Raw genomic sequence first — 21,427 nt, 5'->3', positions numbered from 1 at the left:
TCAGCCCTCCGGGCGCGCCTGGCTGCGCGCGCGCGCCTGCGGGAAGTAGGTGTAGAAGGTCCGTGCAGAGACGCCGAGGCGCTTGGCGATCTCGGCAATCGGGATGGTGCCAGCGTCGATCATCGCCCGGCCGGCGGCCAGGTCGGCCTCGGACAGCCGGCGCGGGCGTCCGCCCTTGCGTCCGCGGGCCAGGGCAGCCTTGAGGCCGGCGTGGGTCCGCTCGCGGTTCAGGTCCAGGAAATACTCGGCGATCGTCCCGAGGAAGTTGAACATCATCCGCCCGGTGGCGGTCTCGGTGTCCACCTGCTCGGTGAGGGAGCGCAGCTTCACGCCGCGCTCCTGCAGCATGTGCGCGGTGTCGAGCATTTCGCGCAGGGAGCGGCCGAGGCGGTCGATCTTCCAGACCACCAGCTGATCCTCGGTGCGCAGGAAGTCCAACGCCGCTTCAAGGGCAGGGCGCTTGGTGCCGGCGCGCCCGCTCTCCTTCTCCTCGAAGATCCGGCTGCAGCCGGCGGCCTTCAGGGCATCGCGCTGCAGGTCCAGGTTCTGGTCCTCGGTCGAAACGCGCGCATAGCCGATCAGCATGTGAAGATTGTACGAAAAGACCGTTTTTCGCACAATAGTTTTCTTCACATATTTTCTTCACGCAAACGGGGCTGTTTCGAGTGCCAGGGGAGGGCGCTCGCCTCTATATGCAGAAAACGGTCGTTTTTTGCACATTCTGAGGGACGCCAGTTGGGTAATCCTTGCCCCGATGCACCCACATCTTCTACGAAAGCGCAGTCGCCTTATCAGGTTGCCAGGTCGATAACAGCTAAATAGAGGATCGATCAGACCTCAATTTCGCCTGGTTAATGCTAAAATTACATCGATTTTAATTTGACGCCGCATCGTGTGCGGCGCTGAATGCTGCTGGAACCTTTCTCTTTCAACCTCGGTGGTTGGAAGGTTCCGTTTCAGCGTGGCTGTCGGGCCACGAATGAGGAGGGCCACCCGCAAGGGTGGCCCTCTGCCTTTTCAGCCGTTCCGCCGCCGCGCGGTGTGATGTGGCTTAGGCCCGCTTGCTCATGTTGGTCTTCATGCCCTCGCAGCAGCAGCCGCCCTTCTTGCCCTTCATGTTCATGGCCATACCGCCCTTGCCGCACATCATCGCGCCCTTACCCTTGCCGCCACCACAGCAGCTCATCGCCAGAGCGGGGGCAGCGCTCAGCAGCAGCAGGGTGGCCGTCGTGATCGCCAGCGTCTTCATGGTCGTTGTCCTCCGTGCCGGGCTGCATGATGCAGGGCAGCTGCTGCGATCCTGCACTTTCCCATGATGGGAAGGTCAAGACGCAGCGGTGCAGGATGGTGAACACGGCTCGGCCGTGGCCGGCGCCAGGGCAGCGGGTTCGGCTAGCGCCTCGATGATCCGGCAGGCGCCGACGCTGCCGCCCGCGCAAGTGTCGATCATGCGGGTCAGTTCGCCCCGCAGCGCGGTCAGCTGCGCAATCCGCGCATCCACGGCGACCAGCTGCTGGCGGGCCAGCGCATCCACGGTGCCGCAGGAGGCGTCCGGCTGCTCCTGCAGGGCGAGCATGGTGCGGATGGCGTCCAGCTCAAACCCGAGCTGGCGGGCGTGGCGGATGAACGTCAGCCGCCGCACGTCCGCCTCGCCATACAGGCGGCGCCCGCTCTCGCTGCGCTGTGCTTCCGGCAGCACACCGGACCGCTCATAGAAGCGGATGGTTTCGATGTGGACGCCGGTACGCCGCGACAGCTCGCCGATCGGGATCAAAATGCGCTTGCTCCTGTAGTGGCTACAGGATGTAACGTCGGGAGCAATGAGACAAGGATTTTGAGAATGGCTGCCGCCCTCCGGCAGAGAACGCGCCGCGCCTGGCACTGGACCGCACTGGTCCAGGCGCTGGTGTTTGCGTTCGTGCTGGCGGTGGTCGGCCCGGTCCCTGTTGAGGCGGCCCACCGGGCCCATCCGGCCGCCGTCGCCACTCTCAGCCTGAGCGCTGACCAGCCCGCCGCGGCCGGGGAGGGCGATGTCTGCCTGCTCTGCCACCACCACTGCGGCTGTCACCAGGCCGCCTGCCCGGTCACCCCGGTTTCCTTCCTGCCGCCGGCACCCGTCCGGGTGACCTACCGGCCGACCGCGCAGCAGGTGGTTTCGATCAGCACCGAAGGCCTGCTGCGCCCGCCACGCGCCTGAGCTGACCACGCCATGCGGCGTGGCGCCGGCGCAGAGCCTGTTGAGGCCTGCGCGGCCCTGTTCTGATCCGCTCACCACAAGGGAACGGTCCACCCCCTCGGCGCCCCAGGGCGTCCCGGGCTGGCGTCCCGCAAGACACATCCTCCATGCGCGCTCTTCTCCTTCTTCCTGTTCTGGCCGCCGGCATCGCGATCGGCGGTGCGGTGCCGGGCATCGCCACGCACACTCAAGGCGCGCTCGCCCGCCTCGGCCTCGGGCCGGCTCCGGCGGCTCCGTCCACGCCGGCCGCCAAACCCGACGATGACAACCACGACCAGCCGGCCAAGCCCGCCGCGCACGGCCACACCGGCGAGGAGGGGGAGGGCAAGGAACACGGCGAGGCCGGCGAGATCCACATGACCGCCGAGCAGATCACCAGCCAGGAGATCGGCACGGCCGCCGTCGCCGGCGGCACCCTGTCCCGGCACCTGGTGGTGCCCGGCACGGTCACCCCGGATGCGGACCGCCTGGTACGCGTGCCGGCGCGGGTGGTCGGCACCGTCGCCGAGATGCGCAAGCGCCTGGGCGACAAGGTGCAGAAGGGCGATGTGGTCGCCGTGCTCGACAGCCGCGAGGTGGCGGACGCCAAGAGCGATTTCCTGACCGCCGGCGTGCAGGCCGAGCTGCAGAAGATCAATTTCGAGCGGCAGCAAAAGCTGATCAGCAGCCAGGCCACCGCGCAGGTGTCGTTCGACCAGGCGCGGGCGAGCTACCAGGAAAGCCAGCTGCGCCTCGATCTGGCCCGCCAGAAACTCTCGGCCCTTGGCCTCAACGCCGCCGAGGTGGCCGCGGCGGCCAAGCGGGACGAAGCCACGCCCAACCAGTCGAGCCTGCGGCTGTTTCCGCTGCGCGCGCCGATGGACGGGCGGATTGTTGAGCGCAAGGTTGATGTCGGCACCAAGGTCGGCGGCGAGGGCGACCCGGCCGACGTCTACACCATCGCCGACCTGTCCACGGTCTGGGTCGAGCTGGCGGTGCCGACCACCGCGCTGCTCAATGTGGCCGAGGGCGCCAAGGTGCTCATCGGCACCGGCACCGACGAAAAAACCCTGCGCGCCGAGGGGCAGGTGGTCTTCATCAGCCCGTTCCTGAACGCGGACACGCGCAGCGCCCGCGTGATCGTCGCGCTGCCCAATCCGGACCAGACCTGGCGGCCGGGCACCTTCGTGACCGCCGCGGTGGCCATCGCCGAGGAAACGGTGCCGGTGCGCGTCCCGCGCACCGCCCTGCAGACGCTCGAGGGCAAGCTGGTCGCCTTCGTGCGCACCGACAAGGGCTTTGAACGGCGCACGGTCAAGGTCGGCCGATCCGACGACGATGCGTTCGAGGTCACCGAGGGCCTGGCCGCCGGCGACGAGATCGCCGTGGCCAACACCTTTTTGCTCAAGGCGGAACTCGGCAAGGCCGAGGCCGACCACGACGACTGAGGGTGCAGCCGATGATCTCCCGCGTCCTTGATTTCTCCGTGCACCAGCGCTGGCTGGTGGTGCTGCTGTCGCTGCTGGCCGCGGCGCTGGGCGTCTATTCGCTCAGCCGCCTGCCGATCGACGCGGTGCCCGACATCACCAACAACCAGGTGCAGATCAACACCACGGCGCCCGCGCTGTCGCCGTTCGACATCGAGAAGCAGGTCACCTACCCGATCGAAAATGCCCTCGCGGGCATCCGGGGCCTGGAATACACGCGCTCGCTGTCGCGCAACGGGTTCTCGCAGGTCACCGCGGTCTTTTCGGAAAAAACCGACATCTACTTTGCGCGCCAGCAGGTCGGCGAACGCCTGCAGGAGGCCGAGCGGGCGATGCCGCCGGGCGCTGAACCGCGCCTGGGGCCGATCACCACCGGCCTCGGCGAGATCTACATGTGGACCGTGCGCTACGCGACGCCGGCCGAGCGGTCGCCGGTGCGGTCCGGCCAGCCGGGTTGGCAGCCGGACGGCAGCTATCTGACCCCGGAAGGCCAGCGCCTGGGCACCGAGGTCGAGCGGGCCAGCTACCTGCGCACCGTGCAGGAGTGGATCATCCGCCCGCAGATCAAGACCGTGCGCGGCGTCGCCGGGGTGGACGGCATCGGCGGCTTTGAAAAGCAGTACCACGTCCAGCCGGACCCGGCGAAGCTGACCGCGCTCGACCTGTCGTTCAGCGACGTGGTGCGGGCGCTGGAAGCCAACAACGCCAACCAGGGCGCCCGCTACCTCGAGGACAACGGCGAAGGCTACGTGGTCCGCGCCGCCGGCCGCCTGGAAAGCATGGACGAGATCGGCAGCGTGGTGGTGACCACCCGCGGCGGCGTACCGGTGCGGATCAGCGATGTGGCGGAGGTGCGCATCGGGCGCGATCTGCGCACCGGCTCGGCGAGCGAGGACGGCCGCGAGGTCGTGGTCGGCACCGCACTGATGCTGATCGGCGAGAACAGCCGCACGGTCGCCGCGGCCGTCGATGCGCGCATGACTGAGATCCGGCGCTCGCTGCCGCCGGGGATCGTCGTGCAGACGGTGCTCGACCGGACCCAGCTGGTCGAGGCGACGGTGCACACCGTCGCGAAAAACCTGCTGGAAGGCGCCGGCCTGGTGATCCTGATCCTGTTCCTGCTGCTGGGGAATTTCCGGGCGGCGGTGATCACCGCACTGGTCATCCCGGTGGCGATGCTGCTGACCATGACCGGCATGGTGCAGGCCAAGATCTCGGCCAACCTGATGAGCCTGGGCGCGCTGGATTTCGGGCTGATCGTGGATGGCGCGGTGATCATCGCCGAGAACAGCCTGCGCCACCTGGCGGAGCGCCAGCAGGCGCTCGGCCGCGGGCTGACGCTGGAGGAACGCCTGGCGACGGTGCGCGCCTCGGCCGAGGAAATGATCAAGCCGTCCCTCTACGGGCAGGCGATCATCATTCTGGTCTACGTGCCGCTGCTGACGTTCACCGGCGTCGAGGGCAAGATGTTCGAGCCGATGGCGCTGACGGTGATCCTCGCCCTGGTCGCCGCCTTTGTGCTGTCGCTGACGTTTGTGCCGGCGCTGATCGCGATCGCGCTGACCGGCCGCGTGCAGGAGCACGACAACCGGCTCGTGCGCGGCCTCAAGCGGCTTTACCGGCCGGTGCTGGCCGGCGCGGTGCGTGCGCCGCTGGTGTTTGTGGTGGGCGCGCTGGTGCTGCTGGCCGGCGCCGGGGTGCTGTTCACCCGGCTGGGGCAGGAGTTCATCCCGACGCTGGATGAGAAGAACATCGCCCTCAACGCCACGCGCATTCCGTCCACGTCGCTGAGCCAGTCGCAGGCGATGCAGGCGCGGATCGAGCAGGTGGTCAGCCGCTTCCCGCAGGTCGCCTACGTGTTCTCGAAAACCGGCACCGCGGAGGTCGCGACCGATCCGATGCCGCCCAACTCGTCCGACGCCTTTGTGATCCTCAAACCCCAGGACCAGTGGCCCGACCCGTCGCTGTCCAAGGCCGAGCTGCAGGAGCAGATCGAGGCCGCGGTCGGCAAGCTGGCCGGCAACGTCTACGAGTTCTCGCAGCCGATCCAGCTGCGCTTTAATGAGCTGCTGGCCGGCGCCCGCGGTGACCTGGCCATCAAGGTGTTCGGCGACGAGTTCGCGCCGATGACCAGGGCCGCGGCGCAGATCGCCGCGATCCTGCAGGGCACGCCCGGGGCCGAGGACGTCAAGGTTGAGCAGACGTCCGGCCTGCCGTTCCTGGAAATCCGGATCAACAAGACCGAGGCCGCCCGCCTGGGGCTGAGCACGGCAACCATTCAGGAGGTGATCGGCGCCGCCATCGGCGGCCGGGAAGCCGGGATGGTCTTTGAGGGTGACCGGCGCTTTCCGATCGTCGTGCGCCTGAACGACCAGGTGCGCGAGAACCGCGAGGCGCTGGAAAACATCCCGGTGCCGCTGCCGCCCGGCCCGACCGGGCGGGGCACCTCGGTGCTGCTCAAGCAGGTCGCCAGCTTTTCGGTGACCGAGGGGCCGAACCAGATCTCGCGCGAGAACGGCAAGCGCCGGGTAGTGGTCACCGCCAACGTGCGCGAGCGGGACATCGGCTCGCTGGTCGCGGACGTGCAGGCGCGGGTGGCCAAGGAGGTCCAGCTGCCGCCGGGCTACTACGTCAGCTGGGGCGGCCAGTTCGAGAACCTGGCCTCGGCCCGTCAGCGCCTGCTGATCGTGGTGCCCGGCTGCTTCGTGCTGATCTTCCTGCTGCTCTACTCGGCGCTCGGTTCGCCGCGGGATGCGCTGCTGGTGTTTTCCGCGGTGCCGCTGGCGCTGACCGGCGGGATCGTGGCGCTGTGGCTGCGCGGGATGCCGTTTTCGGTGCCGGCGGCGGTGGGGTTCATCGCCCTGTCCGGCGTCGCGGTGCTCAACGGCCTGGTCATGCTGACGTCGATCAAGCAGCTGGTTGCCGCGGGCAAACCCCGCCGGGAGGCCATTCTGGAAGGCGCGATGGTGCGCCTGCGCCCGGTGGCGATGACCGCCCTGGTGGCCTCGCTCGGGTTCGTGCCGATGGCCCTGGCCACCGGCACCGGCGCCGAGGTCCAGAAACCCCTCGCCACCGTGGTGATCGGCGGCCTGATCAGCGCAACCCTGCTGACGCTGGTGGTGCTGCCGGCGCTTTACGCCCGCTTCGGCGGGCCGGCCCCGCAGCAGCCGGCCAAGCCGCTGGCGCCCGAGCAACCGCACGTGCCCCTGCGACAGGCCGCCGAGTGAGGGGCTGCGGATTTTGCTTGAACCTGTAGCGACTACAGGTCGTAGGCTCTGGGTCAACTGACGAAAGGAGACACCATGGCGGACGCCTGCTGCGGCTCAAGCGCCGCTTCTCAAGCAAACTCTTGCTGCGGCACGCCCGCAGCTTTGACCCCCGTGCCGGAAGTCCCGAAGGCCGTACCGGCCGCCAGCTGCGGCACGGGCGCAGACAGCGCCTGCGGCTGCTCCGGCGGTGTGCCGGTCTTCGATGGCGTGGACCCGCGCTATAAGCGGGTGCTGTGGACCGTGATCGCCCTCAACGGGATCATGTTCGCGGTTGAGATGGTCATGGGCCACCTGGCGGGCTCTCAGGCTCTGCAAGCGGACGCCCTGGATTTTCTGGGGGATACGGTCACCTACGGGCTGAGCCTGGCGGTGATCGGTGCCAGCCTGCGGGCGCGGGCCACGGCGGCCCTGTTCAAGGGCCTGTCGCTGTCGCTGATGGCGGTGTGGGTGCTGGGGTCCACGGTCTACCAGACCCTGATCCTGGGCGTGCCCCAGGCCGAGCTGATGGGCGGGATCGGCCTCCTGGCGCTGGCCACCAACCTGACCAGCGTGCTCTTGCTGATGCGCTACAAGGACGGCGACGCCAACGTGCGCTCGGTGTGGCTGTGCTCGCGCAACGACGCGATCGGCAACGTGGTCGTGATGATCGCCGCGCTGGGTGTCTGGGGCACGGCGACGGCCTGGCCCGATCTGGCGGTGGCCGCGATCATGGCCGCGATCTTCCTCACGTCCTCGGTGCAGATCCTGCGGCAGGCGTGGGCGGAGTACCGCGAAGGCACCGCCCAGCCGGCGCCGGCCGAATAACGCAGGGAAGGGGGGCCGTGAGGCCCCCTTTTCGTGGAGGGGACTATGCGCGCGACTGAAAGCGTCTGGCATCGCGAGCCCGGGCGGCGGCGGAAGGTCCGGCCGCACATCCGCGCGGCGGCGCAGAAAACAATGCTGTGGGCGCTGCTCGGGGTGCTCCTGCTCGGCAGCTGCGTCGGCCTTTGCCTTACCACACTGGGACACCAGGCGGCTCTGGTCCCCTACGCGGCGCAATCCGCGCGCTGACCCAGCATCAGGCACAAGAGGCTACGCAGATGCCGGTACAGCGGCGTGCCACCTTGATTATGGTCGAACGGGTGCGTTCGACGCAGACCTGTTGTGAGCTTCAGCGCCGTCCGAGCCGCCGCCGGAGTTCGGCCCGGGCGCGCAGTTCAAGAGGAGCGAGGCGCACACGGCCCGTCACGGGAAGCAGGCGGCGGCCGGGCGGTACGGCCAGAACGTCGGCGATCGTCTCACGGTCGGGGTAGAGACTTTCCAGGGCCGAGCCGGGCAGGGTCGCCGCATCGAGCCGGTCGGCGAACGCGGTGGCGTGCAGAACCTGCACGATTTCATCTTCAAGGATCAGGCCGGTTACAGCGGCGTGCCGCCCTGATAGCGGGCGAACGGCCGCTGCAGCTCGGGACCGAACAGGATCACGTCGTAAGTGTCCGGCGGTACGCCGTCAGCCTCCATGCCCGGCGAGCCCACTGGCATGCCCGGAACGGCCAACCCAGTGCCCGGGGGCTTTTCTGCGAGCAGGCGCAGGATTGCCCCGGCGGGCACATGCCCCTCGATCACGTAACCGCCAACCTGTGCGGTATGGCAGGACGCCAGGCTGCGTGGGACCCCAAGACGGGCTTTGAGGGGATTGACCGGCGCCTCGGTCACTTGGACCGGAAAGCCGGCCGCGCGGATATGCGTGACCCAGGCTTCACAGCAGCCGCAGCTGGGGTCCTTGGTTACCTGGATCTCCGGGAGCGGTTCGGCCGCGCGCAGGGGGGCGGCGAGCAGCAGGCCGCCCAGCCCACTCAGGCCAGCCAGCACGCCACGGCGGCTCGGCAGCAGGTCCGCGTCCATCAGGGCCTCCTCAGGTCAGCGTAGGGATGTGTGGTGCCCGGGCTGGCGGGTAGCCAGCCCGGGCAGGCTGGCTCAGGTGCGGTGGCTCATGCGGCCGCCCATCTTGTCGCAACAGCAGCCCTTCTTGCCCTTCATGTTCATCGCCATAGCGCCACTCTTGGCGCACATGCCGGCCTTGCCCTTGCCACTACCGCAGCAGCTCATCGCCATGGCCGGCGCGGCGCTGAGCAGCATCACGGCGCTGGCCGCAAGAACGAGACGCTTCATTGTGTCCTCCCATGAAAAGCCAGGCCGTGAGGCCCCGGCGGTACTCCGGCCGACAGGCCGAATGACAGGGCTGTCCCAGGCCTCTTGGAGGCCTGCGGACGTCGGGCGCGTGACTACTGCAGCGGCGGCGGCGGGGCGCCGCGCTTGCGGTAGGACTGCAGGTCCGGGGCGTTGTCGGCTGGCGGCTTTGCCTCCAGGTCGGTGATCAGGGCTTTCATTTCGCCGATCTCTTTGACCTGCGCCTCAATGATCTTGTCGGCTAGCTCACGCACGCGGGGGTCTTTGATGTGCGCCCGCTCGCTGGTCATGATGGCGATCGAGTGGTGCGGGATCATCGCTTTCATGTAAGCCACGTCACCGACGGTTTCCTGGCTGCGGACCAGCCACAGCGCCCCGGCAAAGACCACGACGCTGCCAACGAGGATCGCGATGTTGGCGGCCCGCACCTTGTACATCGCCCACATGAAGCCGAGCATGATGACGGCCATCGTCGCGCCCATGACGAGCGCCATCCACATGCGGGTCTGGCTGAAGAACACGTGCTCCAGCGCGTAGGTGTTCAGGTACATCAGGCCGAACATCACCACCGTGGAGGTGGCGATCATCGCGGCGAAGCGTGCGTAGCTCATGGGTCGGTCTCTTTAATGCGGGTCAGAGCGTGGTCGTGCGCAGGCGCAGCGCGTTGCCGATCACACTGACTGAGGAGAGAGCCATCGCCGCCGCTGCGATGACCGGCGAGAGCAGGATGCCGAGGAACGGGTAGAGCACCCCGGCCGCCACCGGCACGCCGGCGGCGTTGTAGATGAACGCGAAAAACAGGTTCTGGCGGATGTTGCCCATCGTGGCGCGCGACAGCCGCCGGGCACGCACGATCCCCATCAGGTCGCCCTTGAGCAGGGTCACGCCGGCGCTTTCGATCGCCACGTCGGTCCCGCTGCCCATGGCGATCCCGACGTCGGCGGCTGCCAGGGCCGGGGCGTCGTTGACCCCGTCACCGGCCATCGCCACCACCTGCCCGGCGGCTTGGTGGGCTTTGACAACGGCGCTCTTCTGATCGGGCAGCACCTCGGCCTCGACCTCATCGATGCCGAGCTTGCGAGCCACGGCCTGGGCCGTGGTGCGGTTGTCGCCGGTCAGCATGACCACGCGGATGCCCTCGGTGCGCAAGGCCTGCAGGGCCTCAGGCGTGGTGGCCTTGATCGGATCGGCGATCGCAATCACGCCGGCCACGCGGTCGTCCAGGCTCATGAAAATCGCGGTGGCGCCGTCCTGGCGCAGCGCCTCCGCCGCCGGATCGAGCGCCGCGGTATCGATCCCGGCCTCGGCCAGGAATTTGGCGTTGCCGAGCCGCACGCGCCGCCCGTCCACGGTGCCCTCGGCCCCGCGGCCAGTCGGGCTGTCGAAGTCGCTGACCGGGGCCAGGGCAAGGCCCTGAGCCTCGGCTGCCGCCACGATCGCCAGGGCCAGGGGGTGCTCGCTGGCGCGCTCGACGCTGGCCGCCAGGCGCAGGAGTTCGGCCTCGTTGAACCCGTCCGCCGGCCGGATCGCGGTCACGGCCGGCTTGCCCTCGGTCAGGGTGCCGGTTTTATCGACCACCAGCGTGGAGACCTTTTCCAGCCGCTCCAGCGCCTCGGCGTTCTTGATCAGCACACCGGCCTGGGCGCCGCGACCGACGCCAACCATGATCGACATCGGCGTGGCCAGCCCCAGGGCACACGGGCAGGCGATGATCAGCACCGCCACCGCCGCCAGCAGGCCGTAGGTCAGCCGCGGTTCCGGGCCGACCGCGAACCAGGCCACGAACGCGAGCACGGCCACCGCGATCACCGCCGGCACAAACCAGCCGGCGACCTGGTCGGCCAGGCGCTGGATCGGCGCGCGGCTGCGCTGGGCATCGGCGACCAGCTGAACGATGCGCGCCAGCATGGTGTCGCGGCCGACCTTTTGCGCCTCGATCACCAGCGCTCCGCTCTGGTTGAGGCTGCCGCCGATCACGGCGGCGCCGACGTCCTTGCGCACCGGCATCGCCTCGCCGGTGACCAGGGCCTCATCGATCGAGGAGCGGCCGTCGACCACGACGCCGTCGACCGGGACCTTTTCGCCGGGGCGCACGCGCAGGCGGTCACCGACCTGCACGGCATCGAGCTGGATTTCCTCGTCAGTGCCGTCGGCGCGCAGGCGGCGGGCGGTTTTCGGGGCAAGGTCCAGGAGCGCGCGCAGGGCGCCGCTGGTGCTCTCGCGGGCGCGCAGCTCCAGCACCTGGCCGAGGAGGACCAGCACGGTGATCACCGCGGCCGCCTCGAAATACGCCGGCACGGCACCGTCATGGCCGCGCAACGCCGCCGGGAACACCCCTGGCAGGACGGTGGCGACCACGCTGTAAAGCCAGGCCACCCCGGTGCCCATGGCGACCAGGGTGAACATATTGAGGTTGCGGCTGGTCACGGAGTGCCAGGCGCGCACGAAGAACGGCGCACCGGCCCACAGCACCACGGGCGTGGCCAGCACCAGCTGCAGCCAGTTGCTGTTCTGCTGGCCGAGCCGTTCGGTCAGGCCGGTCAGGTGGCCGCCCATTTCCAGCACGAACACGGGCAGGGTCAGGACCAGGCCAACCCAGAACCGGCGGGTCATGTCGACCAGCTCGTCGCTTGGTCCGGTGTCGGCGCCGATCACCGCGGGCTCCAGCCCCATGCCGCAGATCGGGCAGGCGCCCGGGCCGACCTGGCGCACCTCCGGATGCATCGGGCAGGTGTAGATCGTCCCCTCCGGCACGGCCTCGGCCTTGGCCGCGGCGCTGGCCGGATCGAGGTAGCGGGCCGGGTCGGCCTCGAACTTGGTGCGGCAGCCGTTCGAGCAGAAATAATACGGGTGGCCGTTGTGCTCGGCCCGGTGCTTGGCGGTGTGGGGATCGACGCTCATCCCGCAGACCGGGTCCTTGACCGTCTGCGCGGCGTTCCCGGCCTCCGCGGTGCCGTGGCTGCAGCCGCCGTGCGCCCCATGGGCATGGCCGTGGTGGTGGTCGTGCTCGGCGTTGCTCATGGGCGACCCCTCCTGTGTGTCGCGCCCGGCACCCTGCACCTTCCCATCATGGGAGGGTCAACAGGGTGCCAGCCCGGGCCTGGAGGCACGGTGGCATCCCGGCCCGGGCGGTGATCCCGGGGCTTAGTGCTTGCTGCCATCCGAGTGCTGGTGCGGCTTGGCGCTGTGGCCCGACGCGGTGCTCTCGGGAGCGTTCTTGGCGTGATCGGCGCCGTGCGAGGGGCCGCCGGCGGTGTTGCCGCGGCTGGGCGTCGGCTGGGTTTGCTGCTCGGCGTTGGCGTTGCCCTGGTCGTCCGCCAGGGCGGGCAGGGCAGCAAAGGTCAGCAGGGCCGCAGCCGTCAGGGCCTTGAGGGTCATGATCGTAAATCCTGTGTGTTGGAGAGCGGTCAACCCGCCATCGTGCGGCAGGTTTTGAGACAGCGGCGGCAGCGGACGGCCTACTGCTGGCCTTCCTTCTTGGCGTTCTTATCGAGCCAGGCAGTGAGCTCCTTGATGCTCTGCTCCTGCTCCTTGATGGTCTTCTCGGCCAGGCGCTTGCTCTCGGGATTATCGGCGCCCTTGAGGCCGGCGCGGGCCATGTCGATCGCCCCTTGGTGGTGCGGGATCATCGCGCAGATCCAGGCCACATCCGGATCGCCAGCCATCATGCCCTGCATCATCGGGCCGTTCATGCTCATCATGGCCTGCTGCAGACCCTTCTGGGTCTCGGACATCTGACCGCTGCCCATGCTCTGCATGGCCTGAGACATGTGGCTCTGCATGTCCTTCATCCCACCGTCCTTGCCGCTGACGGCAGCCTTGCAGGCCTCCGGCAGCTTGACGGCCGAGCCGGCCATGCTGCCGTGGTCGTGATCGCCAGCCAGGGCGGTTCCGGTCAGGCCGAGGGCCAGCGGCAGGGCGAGAGCAAGAGTTCTCAAGGTCATCGGGTTTTCCTCCTTCGGTTCAGCAAAAGGGCGGACCGTGAGGACCACGGTCTGCCCTGGGGTCTCAGCCGGCCATCTTGCGGCAGGTCTCGGCACAGCGGCGGCACTGGTCGACACAGTCCTGCATGTCGCCGACCTGCTCACAGCTCTTGGCGCAGGCCTCACACACCTCGGCGCAGGCGCGGCAGGTGTGTTTGTGCGCGGGGGTGCCGAGCAGCATGAAATGCGCGCTGGTCCGGCAGATTTCGGCACAGGCCAGCATCAGCCGGAAGTGCTCCGGCTCGGTGTGCTTGCCGCCGGCTGGCAGGCAGTGGTTGGACGCCATGCCCAGGCAGGTCTGGTAGCAGCGCAGGCACTCATCGATGCAGCTCTGCATCTCAGCGGACATCTGGTGCATAGAATTTCTCCTGTTTTTTCAGGTTCTTCGGACGCATTTTGAGAACAGATGCAGTAAATACCGCAACTGACCCGACATCGCCTCAATCATCAACGGGCTGATCCCGGCCCGGTTCAGATTTTTTTACTCAAGAACCCGTTATAAAGAGCAGGATCGCGCTGCCCAGATCAGGCCAGTTACTTGGCCGCGCCCTTGCCCTTGAGGAACGCCTGCATCTGGCTGATCTCGACCTCCTGGGCCTTGATGATCTCCTCGGCGAGCTTGCGGATCTCGGGATCCTTCGAGTGCTGCAGGGCCACCTTGGCCATGCCGATCGCGCCCTGATGGTGAGGGATCATGCCGCGCACGAAATCGACGTCGACGTCGTTCGTGTAGCGAATGTCCATGTCGCGGTGCATGTCGGCGTTGACGTCCCGAAACGCCTTGGTCGCCGGGCTGTCCGTCTTGGTGGTCGCGCTCGCGGCGCCATGACCGGCATGGTCGTTGTGGTTCATGTCGTGGGCCTGGGCCGCGGCGGTGCCGCTGAGCAGGAGGGCCAGCGCGCAGGCGGAGAAGGTGAGTTTCATAGGATTTTTCCCTTTTATTGCTTGTGGTTAGTTGAACTTCCCGCTGGCGGTCGCGCCATCGGGAGCTGTCAGCTGCACGGCGCCCTTGGGCGCGGCGTTCAGCGGAACCTGGGCCTGGCCGGTCAGGCGATTGGCGTCGGCCGGCGCCAAGGCGACGCGTGCGGGCTTGCCGTCGACCACGAGGATCGCGGTGGCCTTGAACCCGGCGGCCGGCACCGGTTTCTCGCTGCCGTCGAGCAGGTAGACGTCGACGGTCTGGCCCTTGGTGACGAGTTCGACGTGGTAGGGGCCGGCGTCGCTGACGCGGCCGCCGTACTTGCCGGCGGTTTCGTGGGCGCACACGGGCGCGGCCAGCAGCACCAGGCTGCTGAACAGGGCGGCGCGGAACGGGATCATCGGGGTCTCCTTGGGTTTTGGGTTGATCGGTGGGGGAGGGGGCTCAGAACGCCTCCCGCGGTGGCGCCGCGGCCCCGGCCGGGTGGGTCGCATGGGCGGCGTCCTGCGCCGCCTGCAGCCGGGCCAGGGGCTTCTGGCCGAAGCGCAGGAACAGGATCGGCGTCAGGAACGTGTCGAGCAGCGTGGCGCTGATCAGGCCGCCGAAGATCGTCACCGCGACCGGGTGCAGGATCTCCTTGCCCGGGCTCGCCGCGTCGTAGAGCAGCGGCACCAGCGCCACGCCGGCGGCGAGCGCCGTCATCAGCACCGGGGTCAGCCGCTCCAGGCTGCCGCGGATCACCAGGTCGCGCCCGAACGGCACGCCCTCGTGGAGCGACAGGTTGAGGTAGTGGCTGATCTTCAGGATACCGTTGCGCGCGGCGATGCCGGTCAGCGTGATGAACCCGATCATCGACGCCACCGACAGCGGCTGCCCGGTCAGCCACAGGGCCACCACGCTGCCGATCAGCGCCAGGGGCACGTTGCCCATGATGATCAGCGCCAGCGCTGGCGAGCGGTAGCGGCTGACCAGGATCGCGAAGATCAACGCCAGCGATAGCGCCGACAGGATGCCGATCGTCCGCGCGGCCTCTTCCTGGGCCTGGAACGTGCCCTCCAGGCTGGTGAAGTAGCCCGGTGGCAGCTTTTCCGCGGCGATCGCCTCACGCATGGCCGCCACGATGGTGGCCATGTCGCTCTCGCCGTTGGTGTTGGCCTGGACCACCAGGCGCCGGCGCGAGTTCTCGCGCAGGATCTGGTTGGGACCGTCGGTTTCCCGCACGTCGGCCACCTGCCGGGCCGGCACCCAGCCGGTCGGGGTTTCCAGCAGCAGGTCGCCCAGGCCCTTGGTGGTGCGCTGGTCCTCGGCCAAGCGGATCAGCACGTCGAACCGGCGGTAGCCATCGACCACGGTGGAGACCACGCGGCCGTTGCTCAGGCGGCTGATCTGCTCGACCACCGCGGCCGGCTGCACGCCGTAGAGCGCGGCACGGGCATAATCGACGCGCACCTCCAGCTGCGGGATGCGCACCTGCTTTTCGATCTGCAGGTCGGCCAGGCCGGGGATCTTCTGGAACCGCTCCTGCAGGCCGTTGGCGATCCGGCGCAGCTGGTCCAGGTCCTCGCCGAAGATCTTCAAGGCGATCTCGGCGCGCACGCCCGACAGCATGTGATCGAGGCGGTGGGAGATCGGCTGGCCGACGTTGACCGAGACCGGCAGCTGCCGGAGGCGCTGGCGGATGTCGGCGACCAGGGCCTCCTTGGGCCGGCCCTCGCCGTCCTTCAGCTCGACCTCGATCTCGGACGAGTGGACGCCCTCGGCGTGCTCGTCCAGCTCGGCGCGCCCGGTACGGCGGCCGACCGCCGCCACCTCGGGCACCTGTAGCAGCAGCTTTTCCGCGATCAGCCCGACCCGGTTGCTCTCGGCCAGCGAGATCCCCGGGTTGAACGTCATGTTGACGGTGAAACTGCCCTCGTTGAACGGCGGCAGGAACGCCCGCGGCAAGTGCCAGGCGGCGACGCCGGCGGCGAGCACCGCCAGCGCCACCGCGCCGACCAGCAGGCGCTGATGCCGGAACGCCACCTGCAGCAGCCGGGCGTTGCCGCGCTTGAGCAGCTTGAGAAACCGGCTGTCGTGCTCCTCGAGGTTTTTCAGCCCCGGCAGCAGCCAGGAGGCCAGCACCGGGGTCAGCGTGATCGAGGTGACCAGGCTGGCCAGGATCGAGATGATGTAGGCCTGCCCCAAGGGCGCAAACAGCCGCCCCTCGATGCCGGAGAGCGCGAACAGCGGCACGAACACCAGGATGATGATCAGCGTCGCGTAGACGATGCCGGAGCGCACCTCGTTGGAGGCCTCCACCACCACCTGGAACACGCTTTTGGGGTTGCCGGCCTTCCGGTTCTCGCCGAGGCGCCGGAAGATGTTCTCGACGTCGACCACGGCGTCATCGACCAGCTCGCCGATCGCGATGGCGAGGCCGCCCAGGGTCATCGTGTTGATCGACAGGCCGAGGAGGTGGAACACCACCGCCGTGGTCAGGATCGACACCGGGATCGCCAGCAGCGAGATCGCGGTGGTGCGCACGTTCAAGAGGAACAGGAACAGCACCGCAGCGACCACCACCATCGCCTCCAGCAGCACGCGCTCGACGTTGCTGATCGAGGTCTCGATGAAGTCGGCCTGGCGGAACAGGATCTGGTCCGCCTTGATCCCGTTCGGCAGGCTGGCGGTGATCTCCTTCAGCGCCTGCTCGATGTCGCGGGTGAGTTTGACCGTGTCGACGTCGGGCTGCTTCTCAACCGACACGATCACCGACGGCTTGCCCATGTAGCCGCCGTCCCCGCGCTTGACCTTGGCACCGAACGAGACGTCGGCGATCTGGCGCAGATACACCGGCGCGCCGCCGACCGTGGCGACGACCACGCTGCGCAGGTCGTCCAGGCTCATCGTGCGGGCGATGTTCCGGATTAGGTACTCGCGGGCGTACTGGTCGGTGAACCCGCCGCCGGCGTTGGTGCCGAACTGGGCCAGGGCGGTTTCCAGCTGGGCGTTGCTCACGCCGAGCGCGCGCATCGCCGCCGGGTTCGGGCTGACCCGGAACTGGCGCACCTCGCCGCCGATCGGGATGACCTGGGCGACGCCGGGAATGGTCAGCAGGCGCGGCCGGATCACGAAGTCGGCCGCCTCGCGCACCTGCATCGGGTCGGCGGTCTCGCTGGTCACCGCGACCAGCAGGATCTGCCCCATGATCGAGGAGATTGGCCCCATTTGGGGGGTCACCGTCGGCGGCAGCTGGTCCCTGACCAGGGCCAGGCGCTCGGCGACCTGCTGGCGGTTGCGGTAGAGGTCTGTGCCCCAGTCAAACTCGACGTAGACGATCGACAGGCCAACGCCGGACACCGAGCGCACGCGCGTGACGCCGGGCAGGCCGTTGAGGCGGGTTTCGATCGGGAACGAAACCAGCTGCTCAACCTCCTGGGGCGCGTAGCCCTCGGCCTCGGTCATGATCGTGACCGTGGGCTTGTTGAGGTCGGGAAAGACGTCCACGGGCAGCTTGGTGACCGTGAACGCGCCGTAGAGGATCAGCACGCCGGCGATCGCGAGGACGATCAGGCGGTTCTTCAGCGACTGGCTGACGAGGAAGGTGAACATCGGGCGGCCCTCCTCAGCGCACCTGGTCGAGGAGTTCGGCGCCCTGCACGACCACGCGCTTGCCGGGGCCGATGCCGCCGCCGATCAGCACGCGGTTGCCGTCCAGGGGCTCGATGCGCACCTGCCGGGCCTCGTAGCGCTCGGCGGTGGTGTGCTCGTAGACCACGTCCTGGCCGTTGCTGGTCCGCACCACCGCGGCCCGCGGCAGGGCCAGGCCGGACAGCTGGCCGTCGGTGATCGCGAGCACGGTCAGGAACTGGCCGACGCGCAGGCCGGAGGCATCGCCTTCGATCGCGAACTGGACCGGAATGGCCTGGTTGCGATCGGCGAGGCCTGAGCCCTGATAGGTCAGCTCAAAGGTGCGGCCGTCGGGCAGGCGGGCGGTGGCGTGCTGCCCGGCGGTCAGGGCGTCGAAGCTCAAGGCCTCGACCCAGAGGTTTTTGGGGTCGACGATCTGAAAGATCATCTGGCCGGCGTTGGCCATCTGGCCGGCCGTGGCGGACGCCTCGGCGACCACGCCGTCGACCGGCGCGATCAGCGGCTCGGGCTCGCTGCGGATCCTGTCGAGGGCAGTACGGCGGTCGCGCAGACCCTTGAGTTCGTCCTGGGCCTCGTCCAGCTGCACCTGGGCGACGGCGCCGGAGGTGGCCAGCTTGGAAAACCGCTCGACGCGGCGCTGCACGATCGCGATCTGCTGATCGAGCTCGCCCTGGCGCTGGCGCATATCGGAGACGTCGACCCGGGCCACCGGCGGGGTCACGTAGGCGAGCACGTCGCCCTTCTTCACCGGAGTGCCCAGCCGCGGAAACAGCCCGGAGGTGGGCGGCGACAGGCGGCCGCCGACACTGGACTGGACCACGCCGCTGGCGTTGGGGTTGGGAATGACGCGGCCGGGCAGGCCGATCGTGCGGCTGAACGTGCCGGCCTCGGTCATCGCCGTGCGCAGCTCCAGCAGGCGCTGGGTCGGCTTGGGCACAAACACGGTGCCGTCGGCCAGGCGCTGGGCCAGGTCGGTTGGCGCGGCTCCCCCGGGGGCGCGCTCGATCAGCGCGGCGCCCTGGATGGGCTTTTCGCTGCCGTGGTCCTCGTCGCCGTGGGCAAAGGCGGTTGCGCTCAGCAGCACCGTGGCCGTGATCGCCAGCACAGCGATCACCGGCACGCGCCGGCGGCCGCGGGCGACCAGCATCAACAGGATGCCGAGCAGGAAGCTGCCAGCCGCCACGGTCAGCAGCACTGGGTCCTGTTTGGCCAGGCGCTCGCGCAGTCCGTGGGTGATCTCCGGCACAGCCGCGCGCACGCTGTCGCTGACCGTCTGCACCGCACCGACGGGGGCCGGGATGGCAGCCGCGGCGGCTGGCGCCGGCAGATCCAGGCTGACCGGCATGACGTCGACCACGTCGCCGGCGGTCACGGTGACCAAGAGGTCGTAGTGCCCGGGCTTGCTCAGCCAGGGCGCCGGCAGCGCATAGCTGCGCTCGGCGGTCGCCTGGGCGGTTTTCGGGCCGTCGGGGGTGTCCACCTCCACGGTAGCGCCGGTGACGGGCTCGCCGGTGCGGAAGCGGTCCAGGTAGAGCTGGAGCGTGCCATCGCGCGGCACCGCGACCAGCTCGAACGCCTCGGACACGGCCTCACCGCGCGGCGCAATGGTTTTGGAGACCGGCGGCGGCGGGGCGCCGTGGTCATGCCCTTCGTGGGCCGACGCCTGGCCTGCAGCAAGCAGGGCCAGCGTCACGGCCAGCGCACGCAGCGCGGCCGCAATCGGGGACTTCATGGATCAATTCTTTCGCCGGTGGACGCAAGGCGTCCGCGCACGCGCAGCGGCTCATAAGAGCGGCGTCAGACGCGTGGGAACGCCGGGTTCAGGCGAAAGATCGAGGGGGCTTGGGCAGCGCCTCGGGCGCGAGGCTCGGGCGGGCATCCTGCTGGGCAGCCGGCAGTACGGTCGCGAGCCGCAGGGCCGGCACAGCGGCCTGCAGCGTCGGCGTGAGGGCCGAGTGGCAGCAACTTAGGCTCGTGCCACAGCACAGACCATTGCAGCCGCCCACATCCGGTGTGTCGGCCGCGGAGGCTGCAGCCACAGCAAACACCGTGGTGGCGGTAGTGGGCGTTTCGGTTAGCGCCGCCAGCTGCGGAGCGGGCATGGCCGCCGGGGCCAGGGCCACCGGTGCAGGCTGTACCGGGGTGGTCTCGACCGCGGCCGGCGCATGGTGATGGGCATGGCCCTCATGCGCCTGCGCCACCGACACGCCAAAGGTCGCGGCGATCATCACGATCACCACGGCCAGCAGGCGCGCGAGTTGGCGGTCAAGGTTCATTACGTTCAACCTAACACAGCCCTCGGGATTAAGAAACGCGGTTGTGCGTTGCCTGAAAACTCGCAGGCCGGCAGGTGGTTGCGTGGTTGAGAATTGCAAGGGCGGGGCATCGGTGCAGGCCTATGCCTCCCGACGCCTGAGCCCGCTGACACCACGCCTCCCGCCTGATCACATCCCTGCGCCGCTCAGGTGCGCGATCAGCATCCACACGGCCATGGCGATCATCATCAGGTTCTCGGTCAGCGAGACAAAGCCCAACGGGACGTTGCTGCTCCCGCCGACGCAGGCGCACTTCAGTTCGCGCCGGTCGAGATAGACCGCCTTGAACACCGAGACCGCGCCGATCGTCCCGATGAACAGCGCGACCGGAATGGACAGCCAGGTCAGCGCCCCGGCGATCATCAGCACACCGGCCAGGCCTTCGGCGAAGGGGTAGATGTAGGCGTAGGGGACCCACCGCTTGGCCAGCAGGTCGTAGTTGAGGAACATCGTCGCGAAGCTCTCAACGTTCTGGAGCTTCAGGAGCGCCAGCACGGCCATGCTGAAGGCGATGAACCACTCCCCGGCGCGGGGCGTGAACGGTGTGCCGTAGACGGCATGGCTGGCGGCCAGCGCCATCAGCGCGGTCATGCCGAACAGGGCGATCACGGGCTTGTAGGTGGTCGCCTTCGGATCGGCGACCGGCTTGCCGAAGTAGCGGCGCAGGTCGTCGTAGCCGCCAACGCGCGCGCCGTCGATGAACGTTTGCGGGGTGGTCTTCACGCCGTGCTCGGCCTTGAACGCGTCGGTGGCCTCGCGCGAGGTCAGCCATTTGTCCTCGACGGTGAAGCCCTGGCGGCGCAGCAGGTCCTTGGCCTTGAGGCCATAGGGGCAGGTGTGCTGCTCCATGACCATGCGGTAGAGCGTGGCCTGACGGGGTGCAGCGGTTGATGCCATGGGAGCAGCCTCCGTTTTTGGGTTGGTCTTGCAGCTGCCCCTGATATAAGGTCCGTACCATGGTACGGGGTCAAGCACCGCGGGCGATGACGATTGCCGGCCTCGCGAAAGCGGGCGGCGTGGGTGTCGAAACCGTGCGCTACTACCAGCGCCGCGGGCTGCTGGAGACGCCGGAACGGGCCGGCAGTGTCGGTTCTGGCGGCGTGCGGCGCTACGGCGAAGCCGACGTGCGCCGACTGCAGTTCATCCGCACTGCCCAGGCGGCCGGGTTCACGCTGGAGCAGATCTCTGAGCTGCTGGCGCTGGATGCCACCGACGATCGTCCCCGCGCCCGCGAGTTGGCGCAGGAGCGGATCGCGGAACTGGACGCCAGGATCGCCGAGTTGCAGGCAGCCCGGTCCGCGCTGGCGCGCTTGGCGCACGACTGCGCGGAAGGGTCATCGGGCCCGTGCCCGATCATCAGCGCATTTGAGCACGCCTCAGATAAGCCTGCCCGCCCCACCTGAACACGGTTGTGCGCTCACTACAGCGCCGCTGGCCTAGCTC

22 protein-coding genes are annotated in these 21,427 nt (G+C 68.7%); 5 read left to right on the top strand and 17 right to left on the bottom strand.

Going from position 1 to position 21,427, the window contains the following annotated elements:
* From HNR51_RS25845 to HNR51_RS25835, 3 genes are all read right to left on the bottom strand, one after another.
* Nucleotides 1-585 carry a recombinase family protein gene (locus HNR51_RS25845; RefSeq protein WP_182556871.1) on the bottom strand — a complete coding sequence of 195 codons (585 nt, stop codon included), beginning with the start codon at nucleotides 583-585 and terminating at the stop codon, nucleotides 1-3.
* Nucleotides 586-1,051: 466 nt separating this feature from the next.
* Nucleotides 1,052-1,249: a hypothetical protein gene (locus tag HNR51_RS25840; protein WP_182556870.1), complete on the bottom strand. Its 198-nt coding sequence runs from the start codon at nucleotides 1,247-1,249 to the stop codon at nucleotides 1,052-1,054.
* 75 nt (nucleotides 1,250-1,324) lie between these two features.
* Complete coding sequence (locus tag HNR51_RS25835) at nucleotides 1,325-1,774, bottom strand: MerR family transcriptional regulator (protein WP_182556869.1); 450 nt, start codon at nucleotides 1,772-1,774, stop codon at nucleotides 1,325-1,327.
* Between the two features lie 66 nt (nucleotides 1,775-1,840).
* Between HNR51_RS25835 and HNR51_RS25830 the strand changes: the two genes are divergently transcribed.
* The 4 genes from HNR51_RS25830 (at nucleotide 1,841) to HNR51_RS25815 (ending at nucleotide 7,775) form a co-directional block, all read left to right on the top strand.
* The gene (locus tag HNR51_RS25830) at nucleotides 1,841-2,197 is read left to right on the top strand and encodes a hypothetical protein (RefSeq protein WP_182556868.1); all 357 of its coding nucleotides are present in this window, start codon (nucleotides 1,841-1,843) and stop codon (nucleotides 2,195-2,197) included.
* Between the two features lie 146 nt (nucleotides 2,198-2,343).
* Entirely contained in the window at nucleotides 2,344-3,663 is a 1,320-nt protein-coding gene (locus HNR51_RS25825) for an efflux RND transporter periplasmic adaptor subunit (RefSeq protein WP_182556867.1), read from the top strand.
* Nucleotides 3,664-3,674: 11 nt separating this feature from the next.
* Nucleotides 3,675-6,929 carry an efflux RND transporter permease subunit gene (locus HNR51_RS25820; RefSeq protein WP_182556866.1) on the top strand — a complete coding sequence of 1,085 codons (3,255 nt, stop codon included), beginning with the start codon at nucleotides 3,675-3,677 and terminating at the stop codon, nucleotides 6,927-6,929.
* A 75-nt stretch (nucleotides 6,930-7,004) separates the two neighbouring features.
* The gene (locus HNR51_RS25815) at nucleotides 7,005-7,775 is read left to right on the top strand and encodes a cation efflux transmembrane domain-containing protein (protein WP_182556865.1); all 771 of its coding nucleotides are present in this window, start codon (nucleotides 7,005-7,007) and stop codon (nucleotides 7,773-7,775) included.
* A gap of 346 nt (nucleotides 7,776-8,121) precedes the next feature.
* Here the strand turns inward: HNR51_RS25815 and HNR51_RS25810 are convergent, their stop codons facing one another.
* The 14 genes from HNR51_RS25810 to HNR51_RS25745 form a co-directional block, all read right to left on the bottom strand.
* The gene (locus HNR51_RS25810) at nucleotides 8,122-8,340 is read right to left on the bottom strand and encodes a hypothetical protein (RefSeq protein WP_182556864.1); all 219 of its coding nucleotides are present in this window, start codon (nucleotides 8,338-8,340) and stop codon (nucleotides 8,122-8,124) included.
* Nucleotides 8,341-8,366: 26 nt separating this feature from the next.
* The gene (locus HNR51_RS25805) at nucleotides 8,367-8,852 is read right to left on the bottom strand and encodes a DUF411 domain-containing protein (RefSeq protein ID WP_182556863.1); all 486 of its coding nucleotides are present in this window, start codon (nucleotides 8,850-8,852) and stop codon (nucleotides 8,367-8,369) included.
* Between the two features lie 72 nt (nucleotides 8,853-8,924).
* Nucleotides 8,925-9,119, bottom strand: coding sequence for a hypothetical protein (locus tag HNR51_RS25800; RefSeq protein ID WP_182556862.1), 195 nt, complete (start codon nucleotides 9,117-9,119; stop codon nucleotides 8,925-8,927).
* A 113-nt stretch (nucleotides 9,120-9,232) separates the two neighbouring features.
* Nucleotides 9,233-9,748, bottom strand: a complete 516-nt coding sequence (locus HNR51_RS25795; protein WP_182556861.1) for a DUF305 domain-containing protein — start codon at nucleotides 9,746-9,748, stop codon at nucleotides 9,233-9,235.
* Nucleotides 9,749-9,770: 22 nt separating this feature from the next.
* Nucleotides 9,771-12,158: a heavy metal translocating P-type ATPase gene (locus tag HNR51_RS25790; protein ID WP_152277748.1), complete on the bottom strand. Its 2,388-nt coding sequence runs from the start codon at nucleotides 12,156-12,158 to the stop codon at nucleotides 9,771-9,773.
* 123 nt (nucleotides 12,159-12,281) lie between these two features.
* Nucleotides 12,282-12,515, bottom strand: a complete 234-nt coding sequence (locus HNR51_RS25785) for a hypothetical protein (RefSeq protein WP_152277749.1) — start codon at nucleotides 12,513-12,515, stop codon at nucleotides 12,282-12,284.
* Between the two features lie 80 nt (nucleotides 12,516-12,595).
* A complete protein-coding gene (locus HNR51_RS25780; protein ID WP_239681470.1) occupies nucleotides 12,596-13,129 on the bottom strand; it encodes a DUF305 domain-containing protein in 534 nt (177 codons plus the stop codon).
* Between the two features lie 16 nt (nucleotides 13,130-13,145).
* Entirely contained in the window at nucleotides 13,146-13,478 is a 333-nt protein-coding gene (locus HNR51_RS25775; protein ID WP_017482519.1) for a four-helix bundle copper-binding protein, read from the bottom strand.
* 176 nt (nucleotides 13,479-13,654) lie between these two features.
* Complete coding sequence (copM, locus tag HNR51_RS25770) at nucleotides 13,655-14,044, bottom strand: CopM family metallochaperone (protein ID WP_182556860.1); 390 nt, start codon at nucleotides 14,042-14,044, stop codon at nucleotides 13,655-13,657.
* Nucleotides 14,045-14,071: 27 nt separating this feature from the next.
* Nucleotides 14,072-14,440 (bottom strand): hypothetical protein, encoded by a 369-nt coding sequence (locus tag HNR51_RS25765; RefSeq protein WP_017482517.1) that lies wholly within the window; start codon nucleotides 14,438-14,440, stop codon nucleotides 14,072-14,074.
* A gap of 43 nt (nucleotides 14,441-14,483) precedes the next feature.
* On the bottom strand, nucleotides 14,484-17,630 hold the full coding sequence (locus HNR51_RS25760; protein ID WP_182556859.1) for an efflux RND transporter permease subunit: 3,147 nt from the start codon (nucleotides 17,628-17,630) through the stop codon (nucleotides 14,484-14,486).
* Between the two features lie 13 nt (nucleotides 17,631-17,643).
* Nucleotides 17,644-19,401, bottom strand: a complete 1,758-nt coding sequence (locus HNR51_RS25755) for an efflux RND transporter periplasmic adaptor subunit (RefSeq protein WP_182556858.1) — start codon at nucleotides 19,399-19,401, stop codon at nucleotides 17,644-17,646.
* A gap of 88 nt (nucleotides 19,402-19,489) precedes the next feature.
* Nucleotides 19,490-19,945 carry a hypothetical protein gene (locus tag HNR51_RS25750; protein ID WP_017482514.1) on the bottom strand — a complete coding sequence of 152 codons (456 nt, stop codon included), beginning with the start codon at nucleotides 19,943-19,945 and terminating at the stop codon, nucleotides 19,490-19,492.
* A gap of 168 nt (nucleotides 19,946-20,113) precedes the next feature.
* Complete coding sequence (locus HNR51_RS25745) at nucleotides 20,114-20,881, bottom strand: glutaredoxin family protein (RefSeq protein WP_182556857.1); 768 nt, start codon at nucleotides 20,879-20,881, stop codon at nucleotides 20,114-20,116.
* Nucleotides 20,882-20,940: 59 nt separating this feature from the next.
* On the opposite strand from HNR51_RS25745, the gene HNR51_RS25740 reads away from it, so the two are divergent.
* A complete protein-coding gene (locus tag HNR51_RS25740) occupies nucleotides 20,941-21,387 on the top strand; it encodes a MerR family DNA-binding protein (protein ID WP_210280260.1) in 447 nt (148 codons plus the stop codon).
* Nucleotides 21,388-21,427: the final 40 nt, after the last annotated feature.

This window comes from Methylorubrum thiocyanatum (assembly GCA_014138645.1).
Taxonomy (GTDB): Bacteria; Pseudomonadota; Alphaproteobacteria; order Rhizobiales; family Beijerinckiaceae; genus Methylobacterium; species Methylobacterium thiocyanatum.
Note: the sequence above shows the minus strand (reverse complement) of the source record. Positions and strands in the feature narration are given on the sequence as shown.